This is a genomic window from Azoarcus olearius, from assembly GCF_001682385.1.
In the GTDB taxonomy this organism is placed as follows: Bacteria; Pseudomonadota; Gammaproteobacteria; order Burkholderiales; family Rhodocyclaceae; genus Azoarcus; species Azoarcus olearius.
The window spans coordinates 3871448-3893227 of record NZ_CP016210.1; the positions used below are offsets into that span (position 1 = coordinate 3871448).

Consider the following 21780-nt stretch of genomic DNA (forward strand, 5'->3'; position numbering starts at 1 on the left):
GGTCCACCGCGGGCAGTTTCAGGCGAACAGGGCCGAATAGGCGAGCGCGCGCTGCAGCGGGTCGGCGGCGGCGAATACATCCGATATGACGGCAAGCAGATCGGCACCCGCCTCGATCAGGGCCGGTGCATTGTCCAGGGTGATGCCGCCAATGGCTGCCACCGGACAGTCGAGCGCCGCGCGGGCGCGGGTCAACAGCGTCAGCGGCGCGCGTACCGCGCCGGGTTTCGTGGACGACGGGAACATTGCGCCAAAAGCCACATAGTCGGCGCCAGCTGCCGCCGCATCCTCCGCCCGCGCCCATTCGTCGTAGCAGGAGACGCCGATCAACGCGTCGGCGCCGAGGACCGCCCTGGCGGCTGCGGGACTGCCGTCATCCCGGCCCAGATGCACCCCGTCGGCGGCCACCGCGCGGGCGAGCGCGACGTCATCGTTGATGATCAGCGGTACGCCGGCGCTGCTGCACAGCTGCCGCAACGAGCGCGCCTCGTCGAGTTGCCGGAGCGGGTCGGCAAGCTTGTTGCGGTACTGCAGCAAGGCCGGCCTGGCCGGCAGCACGCGCTCCACACTCGCCAGCAGCGTCGCGCTGTCGGCGGCGTCCGGCGTCACCAGATAAAGCCCGCGGATGCGCTCAGCCATCGCCCACGCCCTTTCCGCGCGCCCAGAAGAAGCGGTCGGGCAGCGCCAGCCCCATCCCCGCGCGGTAGGCATGCTTGAGCGCCTGCTGGGCGAAATCCTGGGCTTCGGCCACGGCTTCGTCCATGTCCATGCCATGCGCCAGGGCGGCCGCAGCCGCCGCCGCCAACGTGGAACCGGCGCCGAGGAAACGCCCGGGCAGCCGCTCCCACGCGTCGGTCCGCACCACGCCGCCCTCGCCGATCAGCAGGTTGACGACCTGCGGACCGTGGCTTCCGCCGCCGGTCAGCAGCACATGCGCGACCCCCAGGTCCACCAGCCGCGCCACAGCCTCCTCGGCCGACAGCAGGGTGGTGTCGTCTTCGTCATCGGCATCGAGTCCCGCCAGCCGCAGGACCTCGTGCGCCCCCGCAACCAGCAAGGTGGTCTGCGGCAGGATGAGTTCGGCGAGCGCAGCGATCACGTCCTCGGTCGGGGAGTCGTCCACGCCCGGAAACAGCGCAGGCTCGACGACGAGCGGTACGTCCGGGTAGTCGGACAGAATCTCGGCGATCGCGGCGATGTTCTCCACGCTGCCGCAGTAGCCGAGCTTAAACGCATGCACCGGAATGTCCTCGAGCACAGCGCGGGCCTGGGCCACCACTACGTCGGCGTCCTGCGGCCAGATTTCATCGGCCCCGCGGGTATCGCGCACCACGGCGGCGGTCTGGACCGCAAGGGGATGGCAGCCCATGCTGCCGAGGGTCAGCACGTCGGACGGCAGACCGCCGCCGCCGGTCGCATCTCCGGCGGCGAAACAAAGCACGACAGGAGGCGTTTCAGGTATGGCAATAGGCATGACAAGCGAGAGGCCGGGACGCTTCTGGAACGCCCTCGAAATGGGGTAAGATGGCCCGGATTCTACCGTCAATCGCGACGGCAGATTTATGCCGGATTCCGTACCCGAACGATGGCCGACACGCCCTACAAGACCTACATGTGCCTGATCTGCGGCTTTATTTACGATGAAGCGGCAGGCCTGCCCGATGAAGGCATTCCTCCCGGCACCCGCTGGGAAGACATTCCCCCCAACTGGACGTGCCCCGAGTGCGAAGCCCGCAAAGAGGACTTCGAACTCGTCGAAATATGACGTTTACGTCCGCCTTTCGTCGCACCGGGCAGGCCGCCCGTCGGCGTCGCGGGCCGGGCCACCTCACCGAGGGTTGAACCATGGATCTGACCGGCCTCAAGGTCATGGTCATCGATGACAGCAATACGATCCGGCGCAGCGCCGAGATCTTCCTGGGCCAGGCCGGGTGTCAGGTCCTGCTTGCGGAAGACGGCTTTGACGCACTCGCCAAGATCACCGACCACCACCCCGACGTCATCTTCGTCGACATCATGATGCCGCGCCTGGACGGCTACCAGACCTGCGCGCTGATCAAGAAGAACCCGCGCCTGTCAGCCACCCCGGTCATCATGCTGTCGTCAAAGGACGGCCTCTTCGACCGCGCCCGCGGGCGCATGGTCGGGTCCGACGAGTACCTCACCAAGCCCTTCACGAAGGACAGCCTGCTCAAGGCGGTTGCCACCTATACCGGCCGCGCACCGGCCTGAACCCGTACGGAAGCACACGCACGATGCCGATCAACAAGATCCTCGTGGTCGACGACTCGCCGACCGAACGTCTCGCCCTTACCGAACTCCTGACGCGCCACGGCTACCAGGTGGCCACCGCCGAAAGCGGTGAAGAGGCGATCACCAAGAGCAAGAGCGAAAAGCCCGACCTGATCCTGATGGACGTGGTGATGCCGGGCATGAACGGCTACCAGGCAACGCGCACCATCTCGCGCGACGACGCCACCCGCAACATCCCGATCATCATGTGCACCAGCAAGGGGCTGGAAACCGACAAGATCTGGGGCATGCGCCAGGGCGCTTACGACTACCTGGTGAAGCCGGTCGAGCACAACGAACTGCTCGCACGCATCAAGTCCATCGGCTGAACACGACATGTCGAAGCGGATCAGCCTGCGCGAATTCCAGGAGAACCTGGTGCGCCGCCTCTCCGAGGCCCGCACCGGCGAGCGCCGCGGCCTGCTGGGCATCCAGGCGGGCGAGGAGAACTGGCTGATCGACCTTGCCGAATCCGGCGAGGTGCTGCCGCCGCCGCCCCTGTCCACGGTTCCACTCACCCGCCCCTGGTATCGCGGCCTCGCCAACGTGCGCGGCACGCTGTACGGCGTGGTGGACCTATCCGCCTTCCACCAGGGCGCGCTGACCGCCCCCGGCGGCCAGTCGCGTCTGCTGCTGGTGGGCGCGCGCCACGGCGTCCATTGCGCGCTGCTGGTCAACCGCACGGCCGGGCTGCGCAGCCAGGAAGACTTCGAGCCGGACGATCGCGCCAGCGACGAGCGGCCGTGGGTCAAGGCCCGCCTGCGCGACCTGCAGAACCGGCTGTGGCTGCGCCTCGACGTGCCGGCACTGCTTGCCCATCCGGGCTTCCTCGACGCCGGGCTCGACTGAGTGCCGGCCGGACTCCAAACACTCACATCCATTTGCGGCGGAGCACGCGTTATGGCTTTCAAGCTCACCTTCGGCAAGAAAATGCTGGCTGCGGACGACCTTGTCTCCGACACCACCATCATGGAAGCGCCTGGCACCCCTCCGCGGAAAGGCAAAGCGGCCAAGCCGCGCTCCAACCGCCCGGTCGGTGACCAGATCAAGGTTCTCGGCGCCCTCTTCGCCGGACTCGTTGCCGTCACCGCGGGCCTCGTCATCTATCAGGGCCGCCAGTCTGCACACGCCACCACCTACGTGGCGGCCGCCGGCGAAATGCAGATGCTGTCGCAGCAGATCGCCAAGTCGGCGCAGCTTGCGCTGCAAGGCAGCCCGGCGTCCTTCGCCGAACTGCGCAGCGGTAGCGCGCGCTTCACCAGCCTGCTGCAGGCGCTCGACCAGGGCGGCGACATCGACGGCGTGGGCGTGCCGTCCATTCCCGACAGCAGCCGCGCCCAGCTCGATGCGCTGGCCGAAACCTGGAGCAAGTCGGCCAAGGACACGGAACAACTGCTGGCCCAGGAAAAGAACCTGATCACCCTCGACGCGGCAGTCGACGCGATCAATGCCGGCAACGCCAACCTGCTCGACCTCACCGAGCAGATTGCCTCCCTCAAGCTCCAGGCCGGTGCGCCGGCGCGCGAGATCGCCACCGCCAACCACGCGGTGATGCTGACCCAGCGCATCGCCAAGAACGCCAATGCGCTGCTGGTCGCCGACGCCATCGACCCGGAAACCGCGTTCGTGCTCGGCAAGGACACCAACACCTTCCGCGAGCAGATCGAACTGCTCGGCCGCATGTCCGGCGACGCCGACCTGCGCAACCGCGTCGCCGCGCTGGAGGAAGCGGCCCAGGGGACGATGACCGCCGTCACCAACATGCTGGGCAACATCCAGCTGCTGGTGCAGGCCAAGCAGGCCGGCGCGCGCATCTTCCGCGACGCCACGCCCTTGCTCGCCCGCACCGGCGAACTTGCCGACGCGCTCAACAGCAGTTCGCGCGGCTTCAACCCGTTGTCCGCGCTGATCGCCCTGACTGCGCTCGCCGGACTGGGCGTGCTGGCGAAAATGGCCAAGATCTACAGCGACGACCTTGCCTCGCGCCGTACCGAATCCGAAACCCAGCGCCAGGCCGCCGAGAACGAACGCAACCTGACCCAGCAGGCCATCCTGCGGCTGATGAACGAGATGGGCGACCTCGCGGACGGTGACCTCACGATCCGCGCCACGGTGACCGAAGACATCACCGGTGCGATCGCCGACTCGGTGAACTACACCATCGAAGAACTCTCGGTGCTGGTCCGCCGCATCAACGACGCCGCGGTGCGGGTGACCGCGGCCACGCAGTCCGCGCAGAAGACCTCGAACGAACTGCTCGGCGCCACCGAGCGCCAGACCCGCGAAATCGAGGAAGCCGGCGACACCGTCGAGCGGATGGCGCAGTCGATGGCGGAATCCTCCGAGCGCGCCCTGCAGTCCGCGCAGGTCGCGCGTCGCTCGCTCGATTCGGCGCGCAAGGGGGCGGATGCGGTGGAGAACACCATCAAGGGCATGAACGAGATCCGCGAGAAGATCCAGGAGACCTCCAAGCGCATCAAGCGCCTCGGCGAATCGTCGCAGGAGATCGGCGAAATCGTGGAACTGATCTCGGACATTACCGAGCAGACCAACGTGCTCGCGCTCAACGCCGCCATCCAGGCTGCCTCGGCGGGCGAAGCCGGCCGCGGCTTCACGGTGGTTGCGGAAGAAGTGCAGCGGCTGGCGGAGCGTTCCGCCGAAGCAACCAAGCAGATCGCGGCGATCGTGAAGACGATTCAGACCGACACCCAGGACGCCGTCGGCGCAATGGAAAACGCCACCCGCGACGTGGTCGAGGGCGCCCAGCTGTCCGATGCCGCCGGCAAGGCGCTGGCCGAGATCGGCGAGGTGTCGATGGAAACCGCCCGCCTCATCGAGCAGATTTCGAACGATACGCAGCAGCAGGCTTCCACCGCCGTGCGCGTGGCCGGCACGATGAAGGACATTCTCGCGATTACCGAACAGACCACGCTCGGCACCAAGCAGACCGCGGTCTCCATCGGCCAGCTCGCCGACCTCGCGGTCGAACTGAAGGGTTCCGTTTCCGGCTTCAAGGTCTGAAACCACCGTCGCACCAGCAGTTAGGAAAGCCGCCATGACGCACGCCACCGAAGCGGACCTCGGTCCGCTCACCTGGGTCAAGAGCGAGATCGACGCGGCCCTCGGCCGCGCCGCCGCCGCGCTCGACGAAGCGGCCCGCGCCGACAACGACGCCTCGCGCCTCGCCTTCGCCCAGACCCATCTGCACCAGGCCCGCGGGGCGCTGTCCATCGTCGGCCTCGACGGCCTCACCCAGTTTGCCGACGGGCTGGGCCAGTTACTGGGCGCGATGGGGCGTGGCGAATGCGCGCTCGGCGCAGATACGCTGGCGCTGTGCAAACGTGCGCTGGCCGCGCTCGGCAACTATCTGGAAGAACTCGCGCACGGGGTGCCTGACCAGCCACTGCGGCTGGCGCGCCTGTATGCCGAACTCGCCGCGGCGCGCGGCGACACCGGCGCCTCCGCCGCCGATCTCTTCTACCCCGATCTTTCCGTGCGCCCGCCGCGGCGCAGCGTCGAACCCGCGATCGGGCTCGACGTACAGCCCCAGCTCCGTGCACTGCGCGCGCGCTTCGAGCGCGGCCTGCTGGAATGGCTGAAGGCGCCGCAGAACCCGGGCGGCGCGCAGGCGATGCGCGAAGCGGTGAGCGGCATCGAAGCCTTGCAGACCAGCGCTCCCGCGCGCGCCCTGTGGTGGGCCAGCATCGCGTTCTTCGACGGGCTCGCCGCCGGCAGCGTGCCGGTCGATCCCACCATCAAGCGGCAATGCACCCAGCTCGACGCCCAGATGCGGCGCCTGATGGCGGGCAACACCGTCGTGCCGGACCGGCTGATGCGCGACCTGCTCTACCGCATCGCCACCATGCCGGCCACCACCGAACACCAGCGCGCGGTCAAAGCACTGTGGCAACTGGAGGCGCTGTTCCCCGCGCCCGGTACCGAGATCAGCGAAACGCCGCTGGCACCGCTGCGCCAGGAGCTACGCAGCCGTTTCGCCGCGTTGCGCGAACTGTGGGACGAATTCAGCGCCGGCACCGCGGCCGCGCTGCCCCGCTTCGACAGCGGCCTGACCGAATTGCGCGGCCCCGCCCATCAACTGGGCCACCCCGCGTTCGACCGCCTGCTCGCCGGCATGAGCAGCTTCGCGCAATGGCTGCGCAAGGACCCGCTGCGATTTTCCGACACGGTCGCGCTCGAATTCGCAACCGCGCTGCTGCTGGCCGACGCCGCGCTCGAACGCGGCACCACCGATGGCGGCTTCGCCGCGCAGGTAGACAACGCGCTTGCCCGGCTCTCGGCGCTTGCACGCGGCGAAACCTTGAGCGGTGCGGACGCCAGTGCCGCGCTCGACGCGGCCCGCCGCAATCAGGAAAAGGAAGCGCTGGGCCAGCTCTCGCGCGAGATTCTCGGCAGCCTCGCCCATATCGAGCAGGCGCTGGACGACTTCTTCCGCGACCAGTCCAAGCGCGCGCCCCTGCAGCAGCTCGCCGCCCCGCTGCAGCAGCTCGAAGGCTTGCTCTCCCTGCTGGGCGAAGACGAGGCGATCGCGCTGGTGCACGAAGCCGGCGCCACGATCGCGCGCTTCGCCGACGAGACCATCGAAACCGACCCGGCGGAATTCCAGGATCTGGCGCACAAGCTCTCCGCGCTGGGTTTCTTCGTGGAATCGCTGCAGCGCGGCCGCCGCAGCCTGCAGTCCTTCCTCGCCCCCGAGAGCGCCGCCGAGCAGCCCGCTGAAATCGAAGCCGCGCCCGCCGTTCCCGAAACGCCGCGCGCTGCGGAAGCGCCGGTGCAAGCGGCCGGCGAAGCGCCTCCTCCGGCGCCCGAGGCGCCCGTCACACCCGCTGCGGACGTTGTGGAAGCCCCGGTGGTGCCGGTCGCCCCGCCGATTGAACCGGTTGTGGAAGCGGCGACGAAACCGGTGCCCGCCGCCGAGCCCGCAGCAACGGCCGAAGCCTTCGAAGCGACGACACCCGAGGCGGTGCCGATTCCGCCCCCGCCGGCCGAAACGCGCAAACTCATCGAAGAAGCCAGCGAAGCGGAGATCGACGCGGAGTTGCTGGGTATCTTCATCGAGGAAGCCCACGAGGTGCTCGACACCATCGGCGAGCATCTCGAACTGTCCCGCACTGCGCCCACCGAGCGCGACAACCTCACCGCAATCCGCCGCGGCTTCCACACGCTCAAGGGCAGCGGGCGCATGGTCGGCCTGCGCGAGCTGGGCGAAGCCGCCTGGGGTCTGGAGCAGACGCTCAACCGCTGGCTGCAGCTCGAATGGCCGCCGACCCCGGCGCTGCATCACCTGATCGACGCCGGCCGCAACCTCTTTGCCGACTGGGTCCGCCAACTGGAAAGCGGTGGCCCCCTCGGCCGCGACGCTACCGCCCTGCTGGCAGAAGCCGCCCGCCTGCGCGAAAGCGGCGAACCCGTGACCGAACCCGCCGCCGCGGTGTCGCAGCCCGCCGACGCGCCCTCCGCGCCGTCCATCGAAGAAATCTCGCTCGAAACGGCGCTCGAATTCCCCGATCTCGCCCTCGCCGACAACGGCGAAATCCTGCCCTTTGAGGCACCACGCGAGACGACGCCGGCGTTCCACGCCGAAGACACGCTGCTCGACGGCCGCCTCGACCACCTCGAGGACGAGATCGACGTGGTCACCGGCACCACGCTCGATTTCCAGGCACTCATCGCACCCGACGACGCCGCAACCGAGGCGCCGCCTCCCGCCGTCGAGGTGGAAGAGCTGACGCTGACCGCCGGTTTCGAGACGCCGCTGACGGCCGAGGAAGCGCCCTCCGCGCCCGCACTGGAAGAGCCTGCGCTGGAAGAACCCGCGCGCGACGAAGCAGCGCTCGAGCCGCCGGCTGCGGAGCCGCTCCTCGAACTGGATGCGGAATTCTCGCTGGATGAACTGCTGCTGCCCGAGCCGGAACTGACCCCCTTGGCGGGCGGAGTGGACGAACTCCCGGGCGCCACCGCGCTGCCGCCGCAGGACGAACTGCTGCTGCCGGAGCCGGTCGCCCTGGAAGCCGAGCCCTCGCCCCCCGAAGCACTACTGCCGGAGCCGGCGGAGGTCGCCGCCGCGGCAGCCATCGAGGAAGTCGAGCTGGAGGACCTTGCGCTCGAGATCCCCGATCTCGACGACGCGACCGCTTCGGCGCTGCTGCCCGCCTTCGACGCGACGCCCGCCGAAGCCGCGGCGGAGGCCGACGCAGGCGAACTCGCAGATGCTGGCATCATTCCGCCGCTAGCACCGCCATCGCCCCAGGAGGACGAGCCAGCCGCAGCAGCGGGCGCCGCGCCAGCGGAACCCCCTGCCCTGCCCGACGCGGGCGCCGAGCTGACCGATGAAGCGCCTCCGCCGCCAGCCCCCGCGCCGGTCTACGAGACAGCCATGCCGGCGCTCAACCCGGCCGACCAGGTCCGCATCGGCGACGTCGACATTTCCCGCCCGCTGTTCGACCTCTACCTTGCAGAGGCGCGCCACCACATCGGCGTCCTCCATGGCGAGCTTGCACGCCTGGCCGCCAACCCAACGCTGCTGCCGCCGGAAACGGCGGTGCGCGCCGCGCATACGCTGGCGGGGATTTCGGGTACCGCACGGCTCAGCCCGCTCCATGTGCTGGCGCGCGCACTCGAACACGCGCTCGAACGGCTCGCCGACCTCGGTCAGCGCCCCGCCGAAGACGAGGTGGCCTTGTTTGGCAGCGTGGTCGATACGCTGGAGGCGATGCTCGCGGAGGTGACGCTGCGGCGCATGCCCTTGCCCGTGCCGGAGATGGTCGAGCAACTGGAACAGATCGGCCGTCGCGTCGAACTGAGCGCCCAGCCGGAAACCGCGCCGGAACCCGAACTGCCCTCGCTGCCCCCGCTGGCGGCCGAACCGCCCTCTGCGCCGCCTCCGGTCCACGACGACGTGGACGCACAGTTGCTGCCGATCTTCCTCGAGGAAGCGGCCGAACTCGTCAGCCAGTTGCACGCCACGCTGCGTAGCTGGCAAGCCGACCCCGCCGCGGCCGAACCGGCGAAGGCCACCGCACGCCTGCTGCACACCCTCAAGGGCAGCGCGCGCATGACCGGCGCGATGACGCTGGGCGAGCACGTCCATCTGCTCGAATCCCGTCTCGAAGCCACGCTGAAGGGCGGCCAGGACCCGGCCGAGACCCTGCTGGAAGAGCTGGCCAACGGGGTCGACCACGCCGAGCAGATGATCGACGCGATCGCGAGCGGCGGCCGCGTCGAGGTGCCGGCGGCGCCCGCAGCAAGTGCTGCCGGCGGCCCCGAGGCCGCCGAGACGGCCGCGGAGAGCGAAGGCGCGGCCACCTCCGCGACGCTGCGGGTGCGCGCCGATCTGGTGGATCGCTTCGTGAACGAGGCCGGCGAAATCGGCATCGCCCGCACCCGTATCGAGGGCGAGCTGCGCACGCTGCGGCGCTCGCTGCTCGACCTCACCGAGAACGTCATCCGCCTGCGCAATCAACTGCGCGAGGTCGAAATCCAGGCCGAAGTGCAGATGCAGTCGCGCATCGCGCACGCCGAAACCCGCCACGCGAGCTTCGACCCGCTGGAAATGGACCGCTACACCCGGCTGCAGGAACTCACCCGGATGATGGCGGAGAGCGTCAACGACGTCACCACCGTGCAGCAGAACCTGCTGAAGAACCTCGACGGCGCCGACATCGCGCTGCACGGGCAGGCGCGGTTGTCACGCGAGTTGCAGCAGGCGCTGATGCGGGTGCGCATGCTCCCGTTCGACAGTCTCGCCGACCGCCTGTACCGCGTTGTGCGGCAAGGAGCCAAGGATCTCGGCAAGCGTGCCAACCTCGACATCCGCGGCGGCCGCATCGAGGTCGATCGCGGGGTGCTGGAGCACATGGTGGCGCCGCTGGAGCACCTGCTGCGCAACTCGCTCGCTCACGGCATCGAGACACCCGAGGCGCGCCGCGCCGCGGGCAAGCCCGACCTCGGCCAGATCACGCTGACCGTAAGCCAGGAAGGCAACGAAATCGCGATCGAACTGGCCGACGACGGCGCCGGCCTGGACTTCGGCCGCATCGCGCAACGGGCACGCGAGAGCGGGCTGCTCGGCGCCGACGAGGCGCCCGACGAGCGGCGCCTGACCAACCTCATCTTCGTCCCCGGCTTCTCCACCGCGGGCGCCGTTTCAGCCGTCGCCGGCCGCGGCGTCGGCATGGACGTGGTGAAAGCGGAAACGGCCGCGGTGGGCGGACGCATCGACGTCAGCAGCGAACGCGGCAAGGGCGCGCTATTCCGCATCTACCTGCCGCTTACGCTTGCGGTAACCCAGGCGCTGCTGGTGCGCGCCGGGGGACGCACCTACGCGATTCCGTCGAGCATGGTCGCGCAGGTCATGGAACTCAAGCCGGACGCGCTCGGCCGCCTGATCACCGACGGCGGGAGCGAATGGCTGGGTCAGCGCTACGACTACAGCTACCTGCCCCGGCTACTGGGCGACGGCGTCACGCAGCCGGTGGTGCAGCGCTACAACTGGATCCTGCTGCTGCGCGCCGGTGCGCAGACGCTGGCCCTGCACGTGGACGAACTGCGCGGCAACCAGGAAATCGTGGTCAAGAACGCGGGGCCGCAGCTCGCCCGCATCATCGGCATGTCCGGCGCCACCGTGCTGGGCGACGGCGAGATCGTGCTGATCCTGAACCCGGTGGCGCTGGCCAGCCGCCAGCTGGGCCACCCCGACACGGCGGCGCTGCCGCCGGGGACTGCTGCGGCGCCCGCGCCGGCACGTGTTCCCACGGTGATGGTGGTCGACGATTCGCTGACCGTGCGCAAGATCACCGGCCGCCTGCTCGAACGCGAGGGTTATCGCGTGATCACCGCGAAGGATGGCGTGGATGCGCTGGAAAAGCTGATCGACACGATTCCAGACGTCGTGCTGTCGGACATCGAGATGCCGCGCATGGACGGTTTCGATCTGGTCCGCAACATCCGCGCCGATGCCCGTACCCACGGCGTGCCGGTGATCATGATCACCTCGCGGCTGGCGGACAAACACCGCAGCTACGCGCAGGAAGTGGGTGCCAACCACTACCTAGGCAAGCCTTACCAGGAAGAGGAGCTGCTTGCGCTGATCGCGGGCTACACCGCCGCAGCCGCGCACGCCTGAGCGGCCGGGGGTCGCCCCTCGGCCGCTCAGCTCGCCTCACCCCCCTTGGTCACCGCGAAGCGCGCCAGCGTGCGCTCGCGGGCCAGGGCGTGGTCGACAACCGGCGCCGGATAATCGCGCCCGATCTGTACGCCAGCGCGGGACTGGGTGGCGGCATCCATCTGCCACGGGGCGTGGATGTGGCGGTCGGGCACCCGCGCCAGTTCCGGCACGTAGCGGCGGATGAAGCGCCCCTCCGGATCGAACTTCTGCGACTGCGTCACCGGATTGAAGATGCGGAAATAGGGCTGGGCATCGCAGCCGGTGGACGCGGCCCACTGCCAGCCTCCGTTGTTGGCTGCAAGGTCGTAGTCGTTGAGATGGGCGGCGAAATGCCGCTCGCCCAACCGCCAGTCCACACCCAGATCCTTGGTCAGGAAGGACGCGACGATCATGCGCAGGCGGTTGTGCATGTAGCCGCTGCGCAGCAGCTGGCGCATGCCGGCATCGACGATCGGGTAGCCGGTGCGGCCCTCGCGCCAGGCATCGAACAGCGCCGGCGCATCATCCCAGCGTACGCGGTCAAACTCCGGCCTGAAGGTCTGATCGACGACCCGCGGGTGGTGCCACAGGATCATCTGATAGAAGTCGCGCCAGATCAGCTCCGACAGCCAGGTCTGCGCACCGGCACCGCCCTGGTGGACCGCGTAGGCCGCCAGTTCACGCACCGGGATCGTGCCGAAGCGCAGGTGCGTCGACAGGTAGGACACGCCTTTCACCGCCGGGAAGTCGCGCGCGATGCGGTAGTCTTCGAGGCGGCCGCAGAAATCCCCGAACAGCGCGCGCGCACCGCTTGCCCCGGTGGGCAGCGCCAGCCCGCGAAGATCCGTGGGTTCGAAGCCGATCCTGCCCAGCGCCGGCACCCCCTCCCCTGCGGGCTTCGGCGCCAGCCGGCGCGCACGGGGCGCAATCGGATAGGCCTGCAGGTAGAACGGATCGAGCTTGCGCAGCCAGGCGTTCTTGTACGGCGTGAACACGCTGAAGGGCTGGCCCGCTTGGGTCAGCACCTCGTCGCGGTCGAAGATGACCTGGTCCTTGAAGTCCCGCAGCGTGCGGCCGTGTTCGGCCAGGCGCTCCGCCACGGCGCGGTCGCGGGCGATGGCGGCCGGCTCGTAATCACGGTTCACGTATACGGCATCCACGCCGAGCGCCTGCGCGAGCGCCGGGATCGCCTCCTGCGCGCGGCCGTGGCGCACGATCAGCCCGCTACCACTGCCGCCGGCTTCGCGCGACAGGGCCTCGAGCGCGCGGTCAAGCTCGACCACCGCGGCGTGAATGAACTCGACCCGCCGGTCGGCCCGCGTCGGCAGCGCATCGAGAATGTCCGTGTCGAACACGAACGCGCAATAGACGCGCTCATGTTCGCGCAGGGCGTGATACAGCGCGGCGTGGTCGACGCAGCGGAGGTCGCGGCGAAACCAGACAAGGGCAACGGTCATGAGGCACTGCGTGATCGGTAGGGACGGGAGCGGATTATCGCCCAGCGGCAGAACGCACGCCGCAGACACCGGCCGGAACGGCCGTGGCGGACAAAGCGGCCTCGCGGGGCGGCGCATCAGCGCGTAAAATGCAGCCATGGATACCGGATCGGCCAACCTCACGCATCACTTCCTGATCGCCATGCCGAACATGGCCGATCCCCATTTCGCGCGCACCCTGACCTACATCGCCGAACACAGCGATCAGGGCGCCCTCGGGCTGATCATCAACCGCCCGCTGGACATGACACTGGAAACCCTGTTCGAGCGCGTGGAACTGCCGCTGGAAGCCGACGGCTTTGCCGGCCAGCCGGTGTATTTCGGCGGGCCGGTCCAGACCGACCGCGGCTTCGTGCTGCACCGCCCGGCGGGCGACTGGCACTCCACGCTGCGGGTCAACGACGACATCGCGCTTACCAGCAGCCGCGACATCCTGCAGTCCATCGGCAGCAGCGGCGAACCGCAGGAAGTGCTGATCAGCCTGGGCTACGCCGGGTGGACCGCAGGTCAGCTCGAGGACGAACTGGCGCAGAACGCCTGGCTCACCGTCCCCGCCGACCTCGGCATCATCTTCGACCTGCCGCCGGAGGAGCGCCTCGTCGCGGCCATGCAGAAACTCGGCGTCGACTTCGCCAAGCTCAGCGAGGTCGCCGGGCATGCCTGAAGCCGCGGCGGCTTCGGCCGCCGGACTGCCGGCGCGCGGCACCCTTCTCGCGTTCGACTTCGGTCTCGCCCGCATCGGCGTTGCGGTGGGCGAACTGGAAACACGTCACGCCAACCCGCTGCTTACGGTGCACGAAGAAGCCAACGCGGCGCGCTTCGCGGTCATCGCCCGCCTGCTGGACGAATGGAAGCCGGTTGCGCTGGTCGTCGGGCTGCCGGGCCATCTCGATGGCCGCGAACACGAACTCGCGCCGCGCTGCCGCCGGTTCGCCAACCAGTTGCACGGCCGCTTCGGCATCCCGGTGCATCTGGTGGACGAAAGACTGAGTTCCGCGGCCGCGGAACGCCAGCTGCACGACGCGGGACTGAGCGGCTGGCAAGCGCGCAAGCCGGTACTCGACGCGGTGGCGGCGCAACTCATCCTGCAACACTTCCTGGACCTTAACGCCCATGCACCTGCCTGACGCCGAGGCGCTGGTACGGCAGCTCGCCGACCAGATCCGCCCGCAGCTCACTGCCGACACCGCGATGGTCGGCATCCACACCGGCGGCCTGTGGCTGGCCGAGCGGCTGCACGCCGAACTCGGAATCAGTCAGCCGCTGGGCGCCATCGACGTGTCCTTCTACCGCGACGACTACTCCGCGCGCGGCCTGCACCCGCAGCCGCAGCGCACCGAAATCGCGTTCTCGGTGGAAGGGCGGCCGGTGATCCTGGTGGACGACGTGCTCTACACCGGCCGCACCACGCGGGCCGCGCTCAACGAACTGTTCGACTTCGGGCGCCCGGCGCGCGTCGATCTCGCGGTGCTGGTCGACCGCGGCGGGCGCGAGCTGCCGGTCGCGGCGCGCTACTGCGCCCACACCCTGCCCGAAGCGCTGCCCGCCTCGCAGAACCTGCAACTCGAGCGCTCGCCCGAAGGCGCTCTCGACCTGAGGCTGATCGATGCGTAATCCCCAGCTCAACGAACACGGCGAACTGCAACACCTGCTGACGCTGGACGGACTGCCGCGCCAGATCATTACCGCCATCCTCGACACCGCTGCGCCCTTCACCGAGGTCGCCGAGCGCGAGGTGAAGAAGCTGCCGCTGCTGCGCGGCAAGAGCGTGTTCAACCTGTTCTTCGAGAACTCCACGCGCACCCGCACCACCTTCGAGATCGCGGCCAAGCGGCTTTCGGCCGACGTGGTGAACCTCAACATCGCCACCAGCTCGTCGAACAAGGGCGAAAGCCTGCTCGACACGGTCGATAACCTGTCGGCGATGCAGGCCGACATGTTCGTGGTGCGCCACGCCGCCAGCGGCGCGCCTTTCCTGATCGCGCAGCACCTGCTCGCGACCGGGCGCGACCACATCCGCGTGGTCAATGCCGGCGACGGCCGCCATGCGCACCCCACGCAGGGCCTGCTGGACATGTACACCATCCGCCACTACAAGGGCGACTTCACCAACCTGGTGGTGGCGATCGTCGGCGACGTGCTGCATTCCCGCGTCGCGCGCTCGCAGATCGCCGCGCTGACCACGCTGGGCGTGCCCGAAGTGCGTGTGATCGGCCCCAAGACCCTGCTCCCCACCGAGGTCGAGCGCATGGGCGTGCGCGTCTTCCACGACATGCGCGAGGGCCTGAAGGACGTTGACGTGGTGATGATGCTGCGGCTGCAGAACGAACGCATGAACGGCGCGCTGCTGCCCACGCCGCAGGAGTACTACAAGATCTGGGGCCTCACCGCCGAAAAGCTCGCGCTCGCCAAACCCGACGCCATTGTCATGCACCCGGGGCCGATGAACCGCGGTGTGGAGATCGACTCCGCGGTGGCCGACGGCACGCAGGCAGTGATCCTGCCGCAGGTCACCTTCGGCATCGCCGTCCGCATGGCGGTGATGAGCATGCTCGGCAGCCACTGATCGCGCCTCGCGGGCACAGGCCGGCCGTCTGCGCAGGGCGGCGGGCACGCGCACTCACAAGGAATCACGGATGAAGATTCAGATCACCAACGGCCGGCTGATCGACCCGGCCAACAACATCGACGCGCAGCAGGACGTGTACATCGTCGGCGGGCGCGTGGCCGGCCTCGGCCGTGCTCCCGAGGGCTTCCAGGCCGACCGCGTCATCGACGCCAGCGGCCTGGTGGTTGCCCCCGGCCTGATCGACCTCGCCGCGCGCCTGCGCGAGCCGGGCTTCGAATACCGCGCCACGCTGGAATCCGAGATGGACGCGGCGATGGCGGGCGGCGTCACCAGCCTCGCCATTCCGCCCGACACCGACCCCGCGCTGGACGAGCCCGGCCTGGTCGAAATGCTGTGCTACCGCGCCAAGAAACTGAACCGCGCCCACGTGTACCCGGTCGGCGCGCTCACCATCGGGCTGAAGGGCGAACGCCTGTCGGAAATGGCGGAACTGGTCGAAGCCGGCTGCGTCGCCTTCAGCCAGGCCAACGTGCCCATCGTGGACAATGCGGTGCTGATGCGGGCGATGCAGTACGCCGCCACCTTCGGGTTTCGCGTCTGGCTGCAGCCGATCGCGCCCTTCCTCGCGCGTGGCGGCTACGCCCACGACGGCGAATTCGCCAGCCGCATCGGCCTGCCGGGCGTCCCGGTCGCCGCGGAGACGGTGGCGCTCTACACCTACCTGCAGCTGGCGGGCATGACGGGTGCGCGCCTGCACATCACCCGCCTATCGAGCGCGGCCGGCCTCGCGCTGATCGAACAGGCCCGCGCCGACGGCATGGACGTGACCTGCGACGTGTCGATCAACCACCTGCATCTGTGCGACACCGACATCGGCTACTTCAACGCCAACTGTCATCTGGTCCCGCCGCTGCGCAGCCAGCGCGATCGCGAGGCGCTGTGCCGCGGCCTGGCGGACGGCCGCATCAACGCGCTGTGTTCGGACCACACGCCGGTGGACGACGACGGCAAGCTGACGCCGTTCAGCGAATCCGAGGCCGGCGCCACCGGGCTGGAACTGCTGCTGCCGCTGACGCTGAAATGGGCGCAGGAGGCGGGGGTGCCGCTGCCGCTGGCGCTGGGCCGCATCACGACCGATGCGGCGCGCATCGTCGGCATCACCAAGGCCGGACATCTGGGCGTGGGCGCGCGCGCCGACATCTGCGTGTTCGATCCCGCCGCCTACGTGAAGATCAGCCGCGAAGGCCTGCGCAGCCAGGGCAAGAACACGCCCTTCCTCGGGCTCGAACTCCCGGGGCAGGTGCGCTACACGCTGGTCGAAGGCCAGGTGATGTTCGCGCGCGCCGACTGAGCCGCCTCAGCCCAGCGCACGCAGACGCCCGGCCAGTCCGGGCGTTTTCGTTTCCACCCTGACCCGCTTCGCGCGCGAGGTCTCGCCACTGACGAGGGTCACCGCCGATTTCGGCACCTCGCAGAAGTCGGCGAGAAAGGCGCACAGCGCCGCATTGGCCTTGCCATCGACCGGCGGCGCGGCGAGGCGGATCTTCATCGCCTCACCATGCAGTCCGGCGAAGCCCGTCTGGCGCGCGCCGGGCTGGATGTGCAGCGTCAGCGTGAGGCTGCCATCGGCCGCTTCGCGCACCCAGTCCGCCACCGCTTCAGCCGCCGAACAACAGGGGCATGAAGCCGCCGCGCAGGCCGGCCAGCACCATCAGCACGATCTGCAGCACCAGCAACAGCACCAGCGGCGACAGATCGACGTTGGCGATCGCCGGAACGACGCGGCGGAACGGACGCAGGAACGGCGCCGCCAGCGCGTTGAACACCGGCGCAGCGGGCGAATGCGGCGCCACCCAGGACATCACGGCGGACACCAGCACCACCGCAAAGATCAGGTAGGTGATCATGCGCAGCAGCTCGACCAGCCCCAGGCCCCACAAGCCGAGCAGCACGGCGCCGGGGTTGGCACCGAAGGGCACGTCGCGGATCGTCAGTTCGATGAACACGAACAGCGTCTGCAGCGCCCACGCCGGCAGCAGGCTGGCCATGTCGAGACCGAACAGCCCCGGGACGAAGCGCCGCAGCGGGCGCACGATCCAGTCGGTGGTGCGGACGACGAACTGCCCGATCTGGTTGCGGAACGACACCCGCTGCCACTGCATGAAGAAGCGCGCGAGCAGCATCAGCGTGAGAAAGCCGACAGCGGTGTCGAGGATCAGCAGGAAGATGTTGGTCAGCATCGGTTCGGTCCCGGCGGCTCAATCCCGGCCCAACTCGTCGCCCAGTTCGCGTCCGCGCGCAGCGGCGGCAGCCACCGCAACACCCAGCGCGTCATGCCAGCCAGCGGTCGCAAGACTGGCAAGCGCGGCGGCGGTGGTACCGCCTTTGGATGTCACGCGCTCGCGCAGCACCGCCGGCGCCTCGTCCGAACCGGCCGCGAGGCGCGCGGCGCCCAGGGTCGTGTCGAGCGCGAGCTTGCGCGCAATCGCCTCGTCGAAGCCGAGCGCACGCCCGGCCGCCTCCAGCGCCTCGATGAAATGGAAGACGTAGGCCGGACCGCTGCCGGAAACCGCGGTAACCGCGTCGATCTGTGCTTCGTCCTGCACCCATACGGTGCTGCCGACCGCGGCGAGCACCCGTTCGGCCGCCTCGCGTCCCGCCGCATCCACCGCCGTACCCGCGTACAGACCGGTGACGCCAGCGCCGATCAGCGCCGGGGTGTTGGGCATGCAGCGCACGATCCGCGCATAGGGCTTGCCCGCCTCACCAAGCCAGCGCCCGAGGTCGGCAACGCGCAGACCGGCAGCGATACTGACCACCAGTTGTGCGGACAGGCGCCCCGCGATCGGTGCCAGCGCCGCCTTCATCTGCTGCGGCTTCACCGCCAGCACCAGCACGTCGCATGCGAGCGCGGCGTCGTCCGCCGCATCTGCGGTGCGAACGCCGAAACGTGCGGCGAGGCGCTCGCGGGTTGCGCCATCGAGGTCGATCGCGCACAGATCTGCGGCCGCAAAGCCGCGTTCCACCAGACCACCGATCAGGGCTGCAGCCATGTTGCCGCCGCCGAGGAAGGTAATTTTCATGTCGGTTCCACCGCCAGATGAGATGAACTGATTATTGACAGGACGCGCGCCGGGCCACGCCGGACCGCCGGACTCAACCGCCCGCCACGGCTGCCGACTCGGACCGCGGGCGCGCGCCGAAGATCGCGGTGCCGACGCGCACGAGCGTAGCCCCTTCCGCCACCGCGGCTTCCAGATCGTGCGACATGCCCATCGAAAGGGTGTCGAGCACGATGCCCTCGGCGGCCAAGGTGTCGCGCAGGCCGCGCAGCGTGGCGAAACGGCGCCGTTGAAGGGTGACGTCGTCGGTCGGTTCGGGAATGCACATCAGGCCGCGCAGCGCCAGGCGCGGCAGTGCCGCCACCGCGCGCGCCAGGGGCAGCACCTCGTCGGGCGCGACTCCGCTCTTGCTGTCCTCGCCGCTGACATTGACCTGAAGGCAGACATTGAGTGGCGGCAGATGGACGTCGCGCTGGGCGGAAAGGCGTTCGGCCAGCTTGGGCCGGTCGATGCTGTGCACCCACGCGAAGTGCTGCGCGACGGCGCGGGTCTTGTTGCTTTGCAGGGGGCCGATGAAGTGCCACTCCAGCGCCGGGTCGTCCACTTCGGCCAGCTTGGCAAGCGCCTCCTGCACGTAGTTTTCGCCAAAGGCGCGCTGTCCGGCGGCGGCGGCTTCGCGCACCGATTGCGCGGGCCAGGTCTTGCTCACCGCCAGCAGACGCACCGCTGCGGGGTCGCGTCCGGCAGCGCGCGCTGCGTCACGGATGCGCTCGCTCACGGCTTGCAAGTTGGCGGAGATTGATGTCATATTGCCGGAGCCTCAGTCCCTTGGAGCATTGCGCCGAAAGTATAGCACCGGCCCCCTGCACGCCCGCCCCGGCGCGCCCTGCTCCCACCGCCTCAGCCCTCCCCGCTGCCTTCACGATCGAACTCCATGGACATCACCGAACTGCTCGCCTTCGCGGTCAAGAACAAGGCTTCCGACCTGCATCTCTCCGCCGGGCTGCCGCCCATGATCCGGGTGCACGGCGACGTGCGCCGCATCAATCTGCCGCCCATGGAGCACAAGGACGTGCACGCCATGGTGTACGACATCATGAACGACGGCCAGCGCAAGCAGTTCGAGGAAAGCTGGGAGTGCGACTTCTCGTTCGCGGTGCCCAATCTGGCCCGCTTCCGGGTCAACGCGTTCAACCAGAACCGTGGCGCCGGCGCCGTGTTCCGGACCATTCCGTCCAAGGTGCTGACGCTCGAAGAACTGAACTGCCCGAAGATCTTCAAGGACATCGCGAACCAGCCGCGCGGCATCGTGCTGGTCACCGGGCCGACGGGCTCGGGCAAATCAACCACGCTCGCGGCGATGGTGGACTACATCAACGAGAACGAATACGGCCACATCCTCACGGTCGAGGACCCGATCGAATTCGTCCATGAATCCAAGCGCTGCCTGATCAACCAGCGCGAGGTGCACCGCGACACCCAGTCGTTCAACAACGCGCTGCGCGCTTCCCTGCGCGAAGATCCGGACGTGATCCTGGTTGGCGAAATGCGCGACCTCGAAACCATCCGTCTCGCGCTCACCGCGGCCGAAACCGGCCACCTGGTGTTCGGCACCCTGCACACCTCGTCGGCCGCCAAGACCATCGACCGTATCGTCGACGTGTTCCCGGCCGCGGAAAAGGACATGGTGCGCTCGATGCTTTCCGAGTCGCTGCGCGCTGTCATCTCGCAGACCCTGCTGAAGACCAAGGACGGCAGCGGTCGCGTGGCCGCCCACGAGATCATGATCGGCTCGCCCGCCATCCGTAACCTGATCCGCGAGAACAAGATCGCGCAGATGTACTCGGCGATCCAGACCGGCCAGAATCTGGGCATGCAGACGCTGGACCAGTGCCTCGCCGACCTCGTCCGCCGCAACGTCGTCTCCGCGGCAGAAGCGCGCGTGCGTGCGCAGAACAAGGACAACTTCGCCTGAGCGCGGTCCGGCATCTGCCGCCCGACCCGCACCCCTAAAGATCAACCGCCCGCCGCAAGGCAGCCCGCCCCCGCCAGGAGTCCGCCATGGAACGCGACCAGGCCCTGAAATTCATGCACGACCTGCTGCGGCTGATGCTGCAGAAGAACGGTTCCGACCTCTTCATCAATCCCGGCTTTCCCCCGGCGATCAAGGTCGACGGACGTATCGTGCCGCAATCCAACCAGGCGCTGGCGCCGCAGCACACTGCGGAACTTGCGCGCGCGATCATGAACGACCGCCAGTCGGCCGAATTCGAAGCCACCAAGGAGTGCAACTTCGCGATCTCGCCCGCGGGCATCGGCCGCTTCCGGGCCAATGCCTACATCCAGCAAGGCCGCGTGGCGCTGGTGTTGCGCACGATCGCGCAGAAGATCCCGACCATCGACGAACTCGGCCTGCCGCCGGTATTGCGCGACATCGGCATGACCAAGCGCGGCCTGGTGATCTTCGTCGGCGGCACCGGCACCGGCAAGACCACCTCGCTGGCGGCCATGGTCGATTTCCGCAACGAGAACAGCTACGGCCACATCATCACGATCGAAGATCCGATCGAGTACGTGCACCCGCACAAGAACTGCATCGTGTCGCAACGCGAAGTCGGCATCGACACCGACAACTGGGAAGCGGCGCTGAAGAACACCCTGCGCCAGGCGCCGGACGTGATCCTGATGGGCGAAATCCGTGACCGCGAAACCATGGATTACGCGATCGCCTTCGCCGAAACCGGCCACCTCTGCCTTGCCACGCTGCACGCCAACAGCGCCAACCAGGCGATCGACCGCATCATCAACTTCTTCCCGGAAGACCGCCGCCAGCAACTGCTGATGGATTTGTCATTGAACCTGCGGGCGATGGTTTCGCAGCGCCTGCTGCCGCTCAAGGGGCGCAAGGGCCGCGTGCCCGCCGTCGAGGTGCTGCTCAACTCCCCGCTGGTGTCAGACCTGATCTTCAAGGGCGAGGTGCCAGGCATCAAGGAGATCATGAAGCGCTCCCGCGAACTGGGCATGCAGACCTTCGACCAGGCCTTGTTCGACCTCTACGAAGCCGAGCTGATCAGCTACGAAGACGCGTTGCGCAATGCCGATTCGGTGAATGACCTGCGGCTGCAGATCAAGCTCAACAGCAAGCTGGGCGACAAGGACCTCGTCTCGGGTATCCAGAACCTCGACATCGTCTGAATT

The 21780-nt window shown here is 68.5% G+C and carries 20 protein-coding genes; 13 read left to right on the forward strand and 7 right to left on the reverse strand.

Annotation, left to right across the window (positions count from 1 at the left end; translation table 11 throughout):
- Nucleotides 1-18: 18 nt before the first annotated feature.
- Both thiE and thiD read right to left on the reverse strand, forming a co-directional pair.
- The gene (thiE, locus tag dqs_RS17715) at nt 19-639 is read right to left on the reverse strand and encodes a thiamine phosphate synthase (RefSeq protein ID WP_065341287.1); all 621 of its coding nucleotides are present in this window, start codon (nt 637-639) and stop codon (nt 19-21) included.
- Nucleotides 632-1474 (reverse strand): bifunctional hydroxymethylpyrimidine kinase/phosphomethylpyrimidine kinase, encoded by an 843-nt coding sequence (gene thiD / locus dqs_RS17720; protein WP_011767173.1) that lies wholly within the window; start codon nt 1472-1474, stop codon nt 632-634. The genes thiE and thiD overlap by 8 nt, the downstream gene beginning before the upstream one ends.
- Nucleotides 1475-1612: 138 nt before the next feature.
- Here thiD and dqs_RS17725 point away from each other — a divergent pair, with 138 nt between their 5' ends.
- The 6 genes from dqs_RS17725 (at nt 1613) to dqs_RS17750 (ending at nt 11434) form a co-directional block, all read left to right on the forward strand.
- Nucleotides 1613-1765 (forward strand): rubredoxin, encoded by a 153-nt coding sequence (locus dqs_RS17725; protein WP_269147345.1) that lies wholly within the window; start codon nt 1613-1615, stop codon nt 1763-1765.
- An 80-nt stretch (nt 1766-1845) separates the two neighbouring features.
- Nucleotides 1846-2232: a twitching motility response regulator PilG gene (gene pilG / locus dqs_RS17730; RefSeq protein WP_011767175.1), complete on the forward strand. Its 387-nt coding sequence runs from the start codon at nt 1846-1848 to the stop codon at nt 2230-2232.
- A 23-nt stretch (nt 2233-2255) separates the two neighbouring features.
- The gene (locus tag dqs_RS17735; RefSeq protein WP_011767176.1) at nt 2256-2621 is read left to right on the forward strand and encodes a response regulator; all 366 of its coding nucleotides are present in this window, start codon (nt 2256-2258) and stop codon (nt 2619-2621) included.
- 7 nt (nt 2622-2628) lie between these two features.
- Nucleotides 2629-3141, forward strand: coding sequence for a chemotaxis protein CheW (locus tag dqs_RS17740; protein ID WP_065341288.1), 513 nt, complete (start codon nt 2629-2631; stop codon nt 3139-3141).
- Nucleotides 3142-3192: 51 nt separating this feature from the next.
- Entirely contained in the window at nt 3193-5313 is a 2121-nt protein-coding gene (locus tag dqs_RS17745) for a methyl-accepting chemotaxis protein (RefSeq protein ID WP_011767178.1), read from the forward strand.
- Between the two features lie 34 nt (nt 5314-5347).
- Nucleotides 5348-11434 carry a hybrid sensor histidine kinase/response regulator gene (locus dqs_RS17750; RefSeq protein ID WP_065341289.1) on the forward strand — a complete coding sequence of 2029 codons (6087 nt, stop codon included), beginning with the start codon at nt 5348-5350 and terminating at the stop codon, nt 11432-11434.
- Between the two features lie 26 nt (nt 11435-11460).
- Here dqs_RS17750 and dqs_RS17755 read toward each other — a convergent pair whose 3' ends face one another.
- Entirely contained in the window at nt 11461-12912 is a 1452-nt protein-coding gene (locus dqs_RS17755) for a cryptochrome/photolyase family protein (protein WP_065341290.1), read from the reverse strand.
- A gap of 136 nt (nt 12913-13048) precedes the next feature.
- Between dqs_RS17755 and dqs_RS17760 the strand changes: the two genes are divergently transcribed.
- The 5 genes from dqs_RS17760 (at nt 13049) to dqs_RS17780 (ending at nt 16871) form a co-directional block, all read left to right on the forward strand.
- Nucleotides 13049-13615, forward strand: a complete 567-nt coding sequence (locus dqs_RS17760) for a YqgE/AlgH family protein (protein ID WP_011767181.1) — start codon at nt 13049-13051, stop codon at nt 13613-13615.
- The gene (ruvX, locus tag dqs_RS17765; RefSeq protein ID WP_065341291.1) at nt 13608-14078 is read left to right on the forward strand and encodes a Holliday junction resolvase RuvX; all 471 of its coding nucleotides are present in this window, start codon (nt 13608-13610) and stop codon (nt 14076-14078) included. The genes dqs_RS17760 and ruvX overlap by 8 nt, the downstream gene beginning before the upstream one ends.
- The gene (gene pyrR / locus dqs_RS17770; RefSeq protein ID WP_065341292.1) at nt 14065-14565 is read left to right on the forward strand and encodes a bifunctional pyr operon transcriptional regulator/uracil phosphoribosyltransferase PyrR; all 501 of its coding nucleotides are present in this window, start codon (nt 14065-14067) and stop codon (nt 14563-14565) included. The genes ruvX and pyrR overlap by 14 nt, the downstream gene beginning before the upstream one ends.
- On the forward strand, nt 14558-15517 hold the full coding sequence (locus dqs_RS17775) for an aspartate carbamoyltransferase catalytic subunit (protein WP_011767184.1): 960 nt from the start codon (nt 14558-14560) through the stop codon (nt 15515-15517). Before pyrR ends, dqs_RS17775 begins: the two co-directional genes overlap by 8 nt.
- A 70-nt stretch (nt 15518-15587) precedes the next feature.
- Nucleotides 15588-16871: a dihydroorotase gene (locus dqs_RS17780; protein ID WP_065341293.1), complete on the forward strand. Its 1284-nt coding sequence runs from the start codon at nt 15588-15590 to the stop codon at nt 16869-16871.
- Nucleotides 16872-16877: 6 nt separating this feature from the next.
- On the opposite strand, the gene dqs_RS17785 is transcribed toward dqs_RS17780, so the two are convergent.
- From dqs_RS17785 to dqs_RS17800, 4 genes are all read right to left on the reverse strand, one after another.
- Nucleotides 16878-17174, reverse strand: a complete 297-nt coding sequence (locus dqs_RS17785) for a DUF167 domain-containing protein (protein ID WP_011767186.1) — start codon at nt 17172-17174, stop codon at nt 16878-16880.
- Nucleotides 17175-17178: 4 nt separating this feature from the next.
- The gene (locus dqs_RS17790) at nt 17179-17760 is read right to left on the reverse strand and encodes a YggT family protein (RefSeq protein ID WP_011767187.1); all 582 of its coding nucleotides are present in this window, start codon (nt 17758-17760) and stop codon (nt 17179-17181) included.
- 18 nt (nt 17761-17778) lie between these two features.
- On the reverse strand, nt 17779-18603 hold the full coding sequence (gene proC, locus dqs_RS17795; RefSeq protein ID WP_065341294.1) for a pyrroline-5-carboxylate reductase: 825 nt from the start codon (nt 18601-18603) through the stop codon (nt 17779-17781).
- 73 nt (nt 18604-18676) lie between these two features.
- Nucleotides 18677-19390: a YggS family pyridoxal phosphate-dependent enzyme gene (locus tag dqs_RS17800; protein WP_065341295.1), complete on the reverse strand. Its 714-nt coding sequence runs from the start codon at nt 19388-19390 to the stop codon at nt 18677-18679.
- 126 nt (nt 19391-19516) lie between these two features.
- Here dqs_RS17800 and dqs_RS17805 point away from each other — a divergent pair, with 126 nt between their 5' ends.
- Both dqs_RS17805 and dqs_RS17810 read left to right on the forward strand, forming a co-directional pair.
- Entirely contained in the window at nt 19517-20557 is a 1041-nt protein-coding gene (locus tag dqs_RS17805; RefSeq protein WP_011767190.1) for a type IV pilus twitching motility protein PilT, read from the forward strand.
- Nucleotides 20558-20643: 86 nt separating this feature from the next.
- Nucleotides 20644-21777, forward strand: coding sequence for a PilT/PilU family type 4a pilus ATPase (locus tag dqs_RS17810; protein WP_011767191.1), 1134 nt, complete (start codon nt 20644-20646; stop codon nt 21775-21777).
- The last annotated feature ends 3 nt before the right edge of the window (nt 21778-21780 follow it).

Excerpts from the sequence above, each read along its gene's own strand:
- thiE (WP_065341287.1), bottom strand. The coding sequence starts at position 639 with ATGGCTGAGCGCATCCGCGGGCTTTATCTGGTGACGCCGGACGCCGCC.
- thiD (WP_011767173.1), bottom strand. The coding sequence starts at position 1,474 with ATGCCTATTGCCATACCTGAAACGCCTCCTGTCGTGCTTTGTTTCGCC.
- dqs_RS17725 (WP_269147345.1), top strand. The coding sequence starts at position 1,613 with ATGTGCCTGATCTGCGGCTTTATTTACGATGAAGCGGCAGGCCTGCCC.
- pilG (WP_011767175.1), top strand. The coding sequence starts at position 1,846 with ATGGATCTGACCGGCCTCAAGGTCATGGTCATCGATGACAGCAATACG.
- dqs_RS17735 (WP_011767176.1), top strand. The coding sequence starts at position 2,256 with ATGCCGATCAACAAGATCCTCGTGGTCGACGACTCGCCGACCGAACGT.
- dqs_RS17740 (WP_065341288.1), top strand. The coding sequence starts at position 2,629 with ATGTCGAAGCGGATCAGCCTGCGCGAATTCCAGGAGAACCTGGTGCGC.
- dqs_RS17745 (WP_011767178.1), top strand. The coding sequence starts at position 3,193 with ATGGCTTTCAAGCTCACCTTCGGCAAGAAAATGCTGGCTGCGGACGAC.
- dqs_RS17750 (WP_065341289.1), top strand. The coding sequence starts at position 5,348 with ATGACGCACGCCACCGAAGCGGACCTCGGTCCGCTCACCTGGGTCAAG.
- dqs_RS17755 (WP_065341290.1), bottom strand. The coding sequence starts at position 12,912 with ATGACCGTTGCCCTTGTCTGGTTTCGCCGCGACCTCCGCTGCGTCGAC.
- dqs_RS17760 (WP_011767181.1), top strand. The coding sequence starts at position 13,049 with ATGGATACCGGATCGGCCAACCTCACGCATCACTTCCTGATCGCCATG.
- ruvX (WP_065341291.1), top strand. The coding sequence starts at position 13,608 with ATGCCTGAAGCCGCGGCGGCTTCGGCCGCCGGACTGCCGGCGCGCGGC.
- pyrR (WP_065341292.1), top strand. The coding sequence starts at position 14,065 with ATGCACCTGCCTGACGCCGAGGCGCTGGTACGGCAGCTCGCCGACCAG.
- dqs_RS17775 (WP_011767184.1), top strand. The coding sequence starts at position 14,558 with ATGCGTAATCCCCAGCTCAACGAACACGGCGAACTGCAACACCTGCTG.
- dqs_RS17780 (WP_065341293.1), top strand. The coding sequence starts at position 15,588 with ATGAAGATTCAGATCACCAACGGCCGGCTGATCGACCCGGCCAACAAC.
- dqs_RS17790 (WP_011767187.1), bottom strand. The coding sequence starts at position 17,760 with ATGCTGACCAACATCTTCCTGCTGATCCTCGACACCGCTGTCGGCTTT.
- proC (WP_065341294.1), bottom strand. The coding sequence starts at position 18,603 with ATGAAAATTACCTTCCTCGGCGGCGGCAACATGGCTGCAGCCCTGATC.
- dqs_RS17800 (WP_065341295.1), bottom strand. The coding sequence starts at position 19,390 with ATGACATCAATCTCCGCCAACTTGCAAGCCGTGAGCGAGCGCATCCGT.
- dqs_RS17805 (WP_011767190.1), top strand. The coding sequence starts at position 19,517 with ATGGACATCACCGAACTGCTCGCCTTCGCGGTCAAGAACAAGGCTTCC.
- dqs_RS17810 (WP_011767191.1), top strand. The coding sequence starts at position 20,644 with ATGGAACGCGACCAGGCCCTGAAATTCATGCACGACCTGCTGCGGCTG.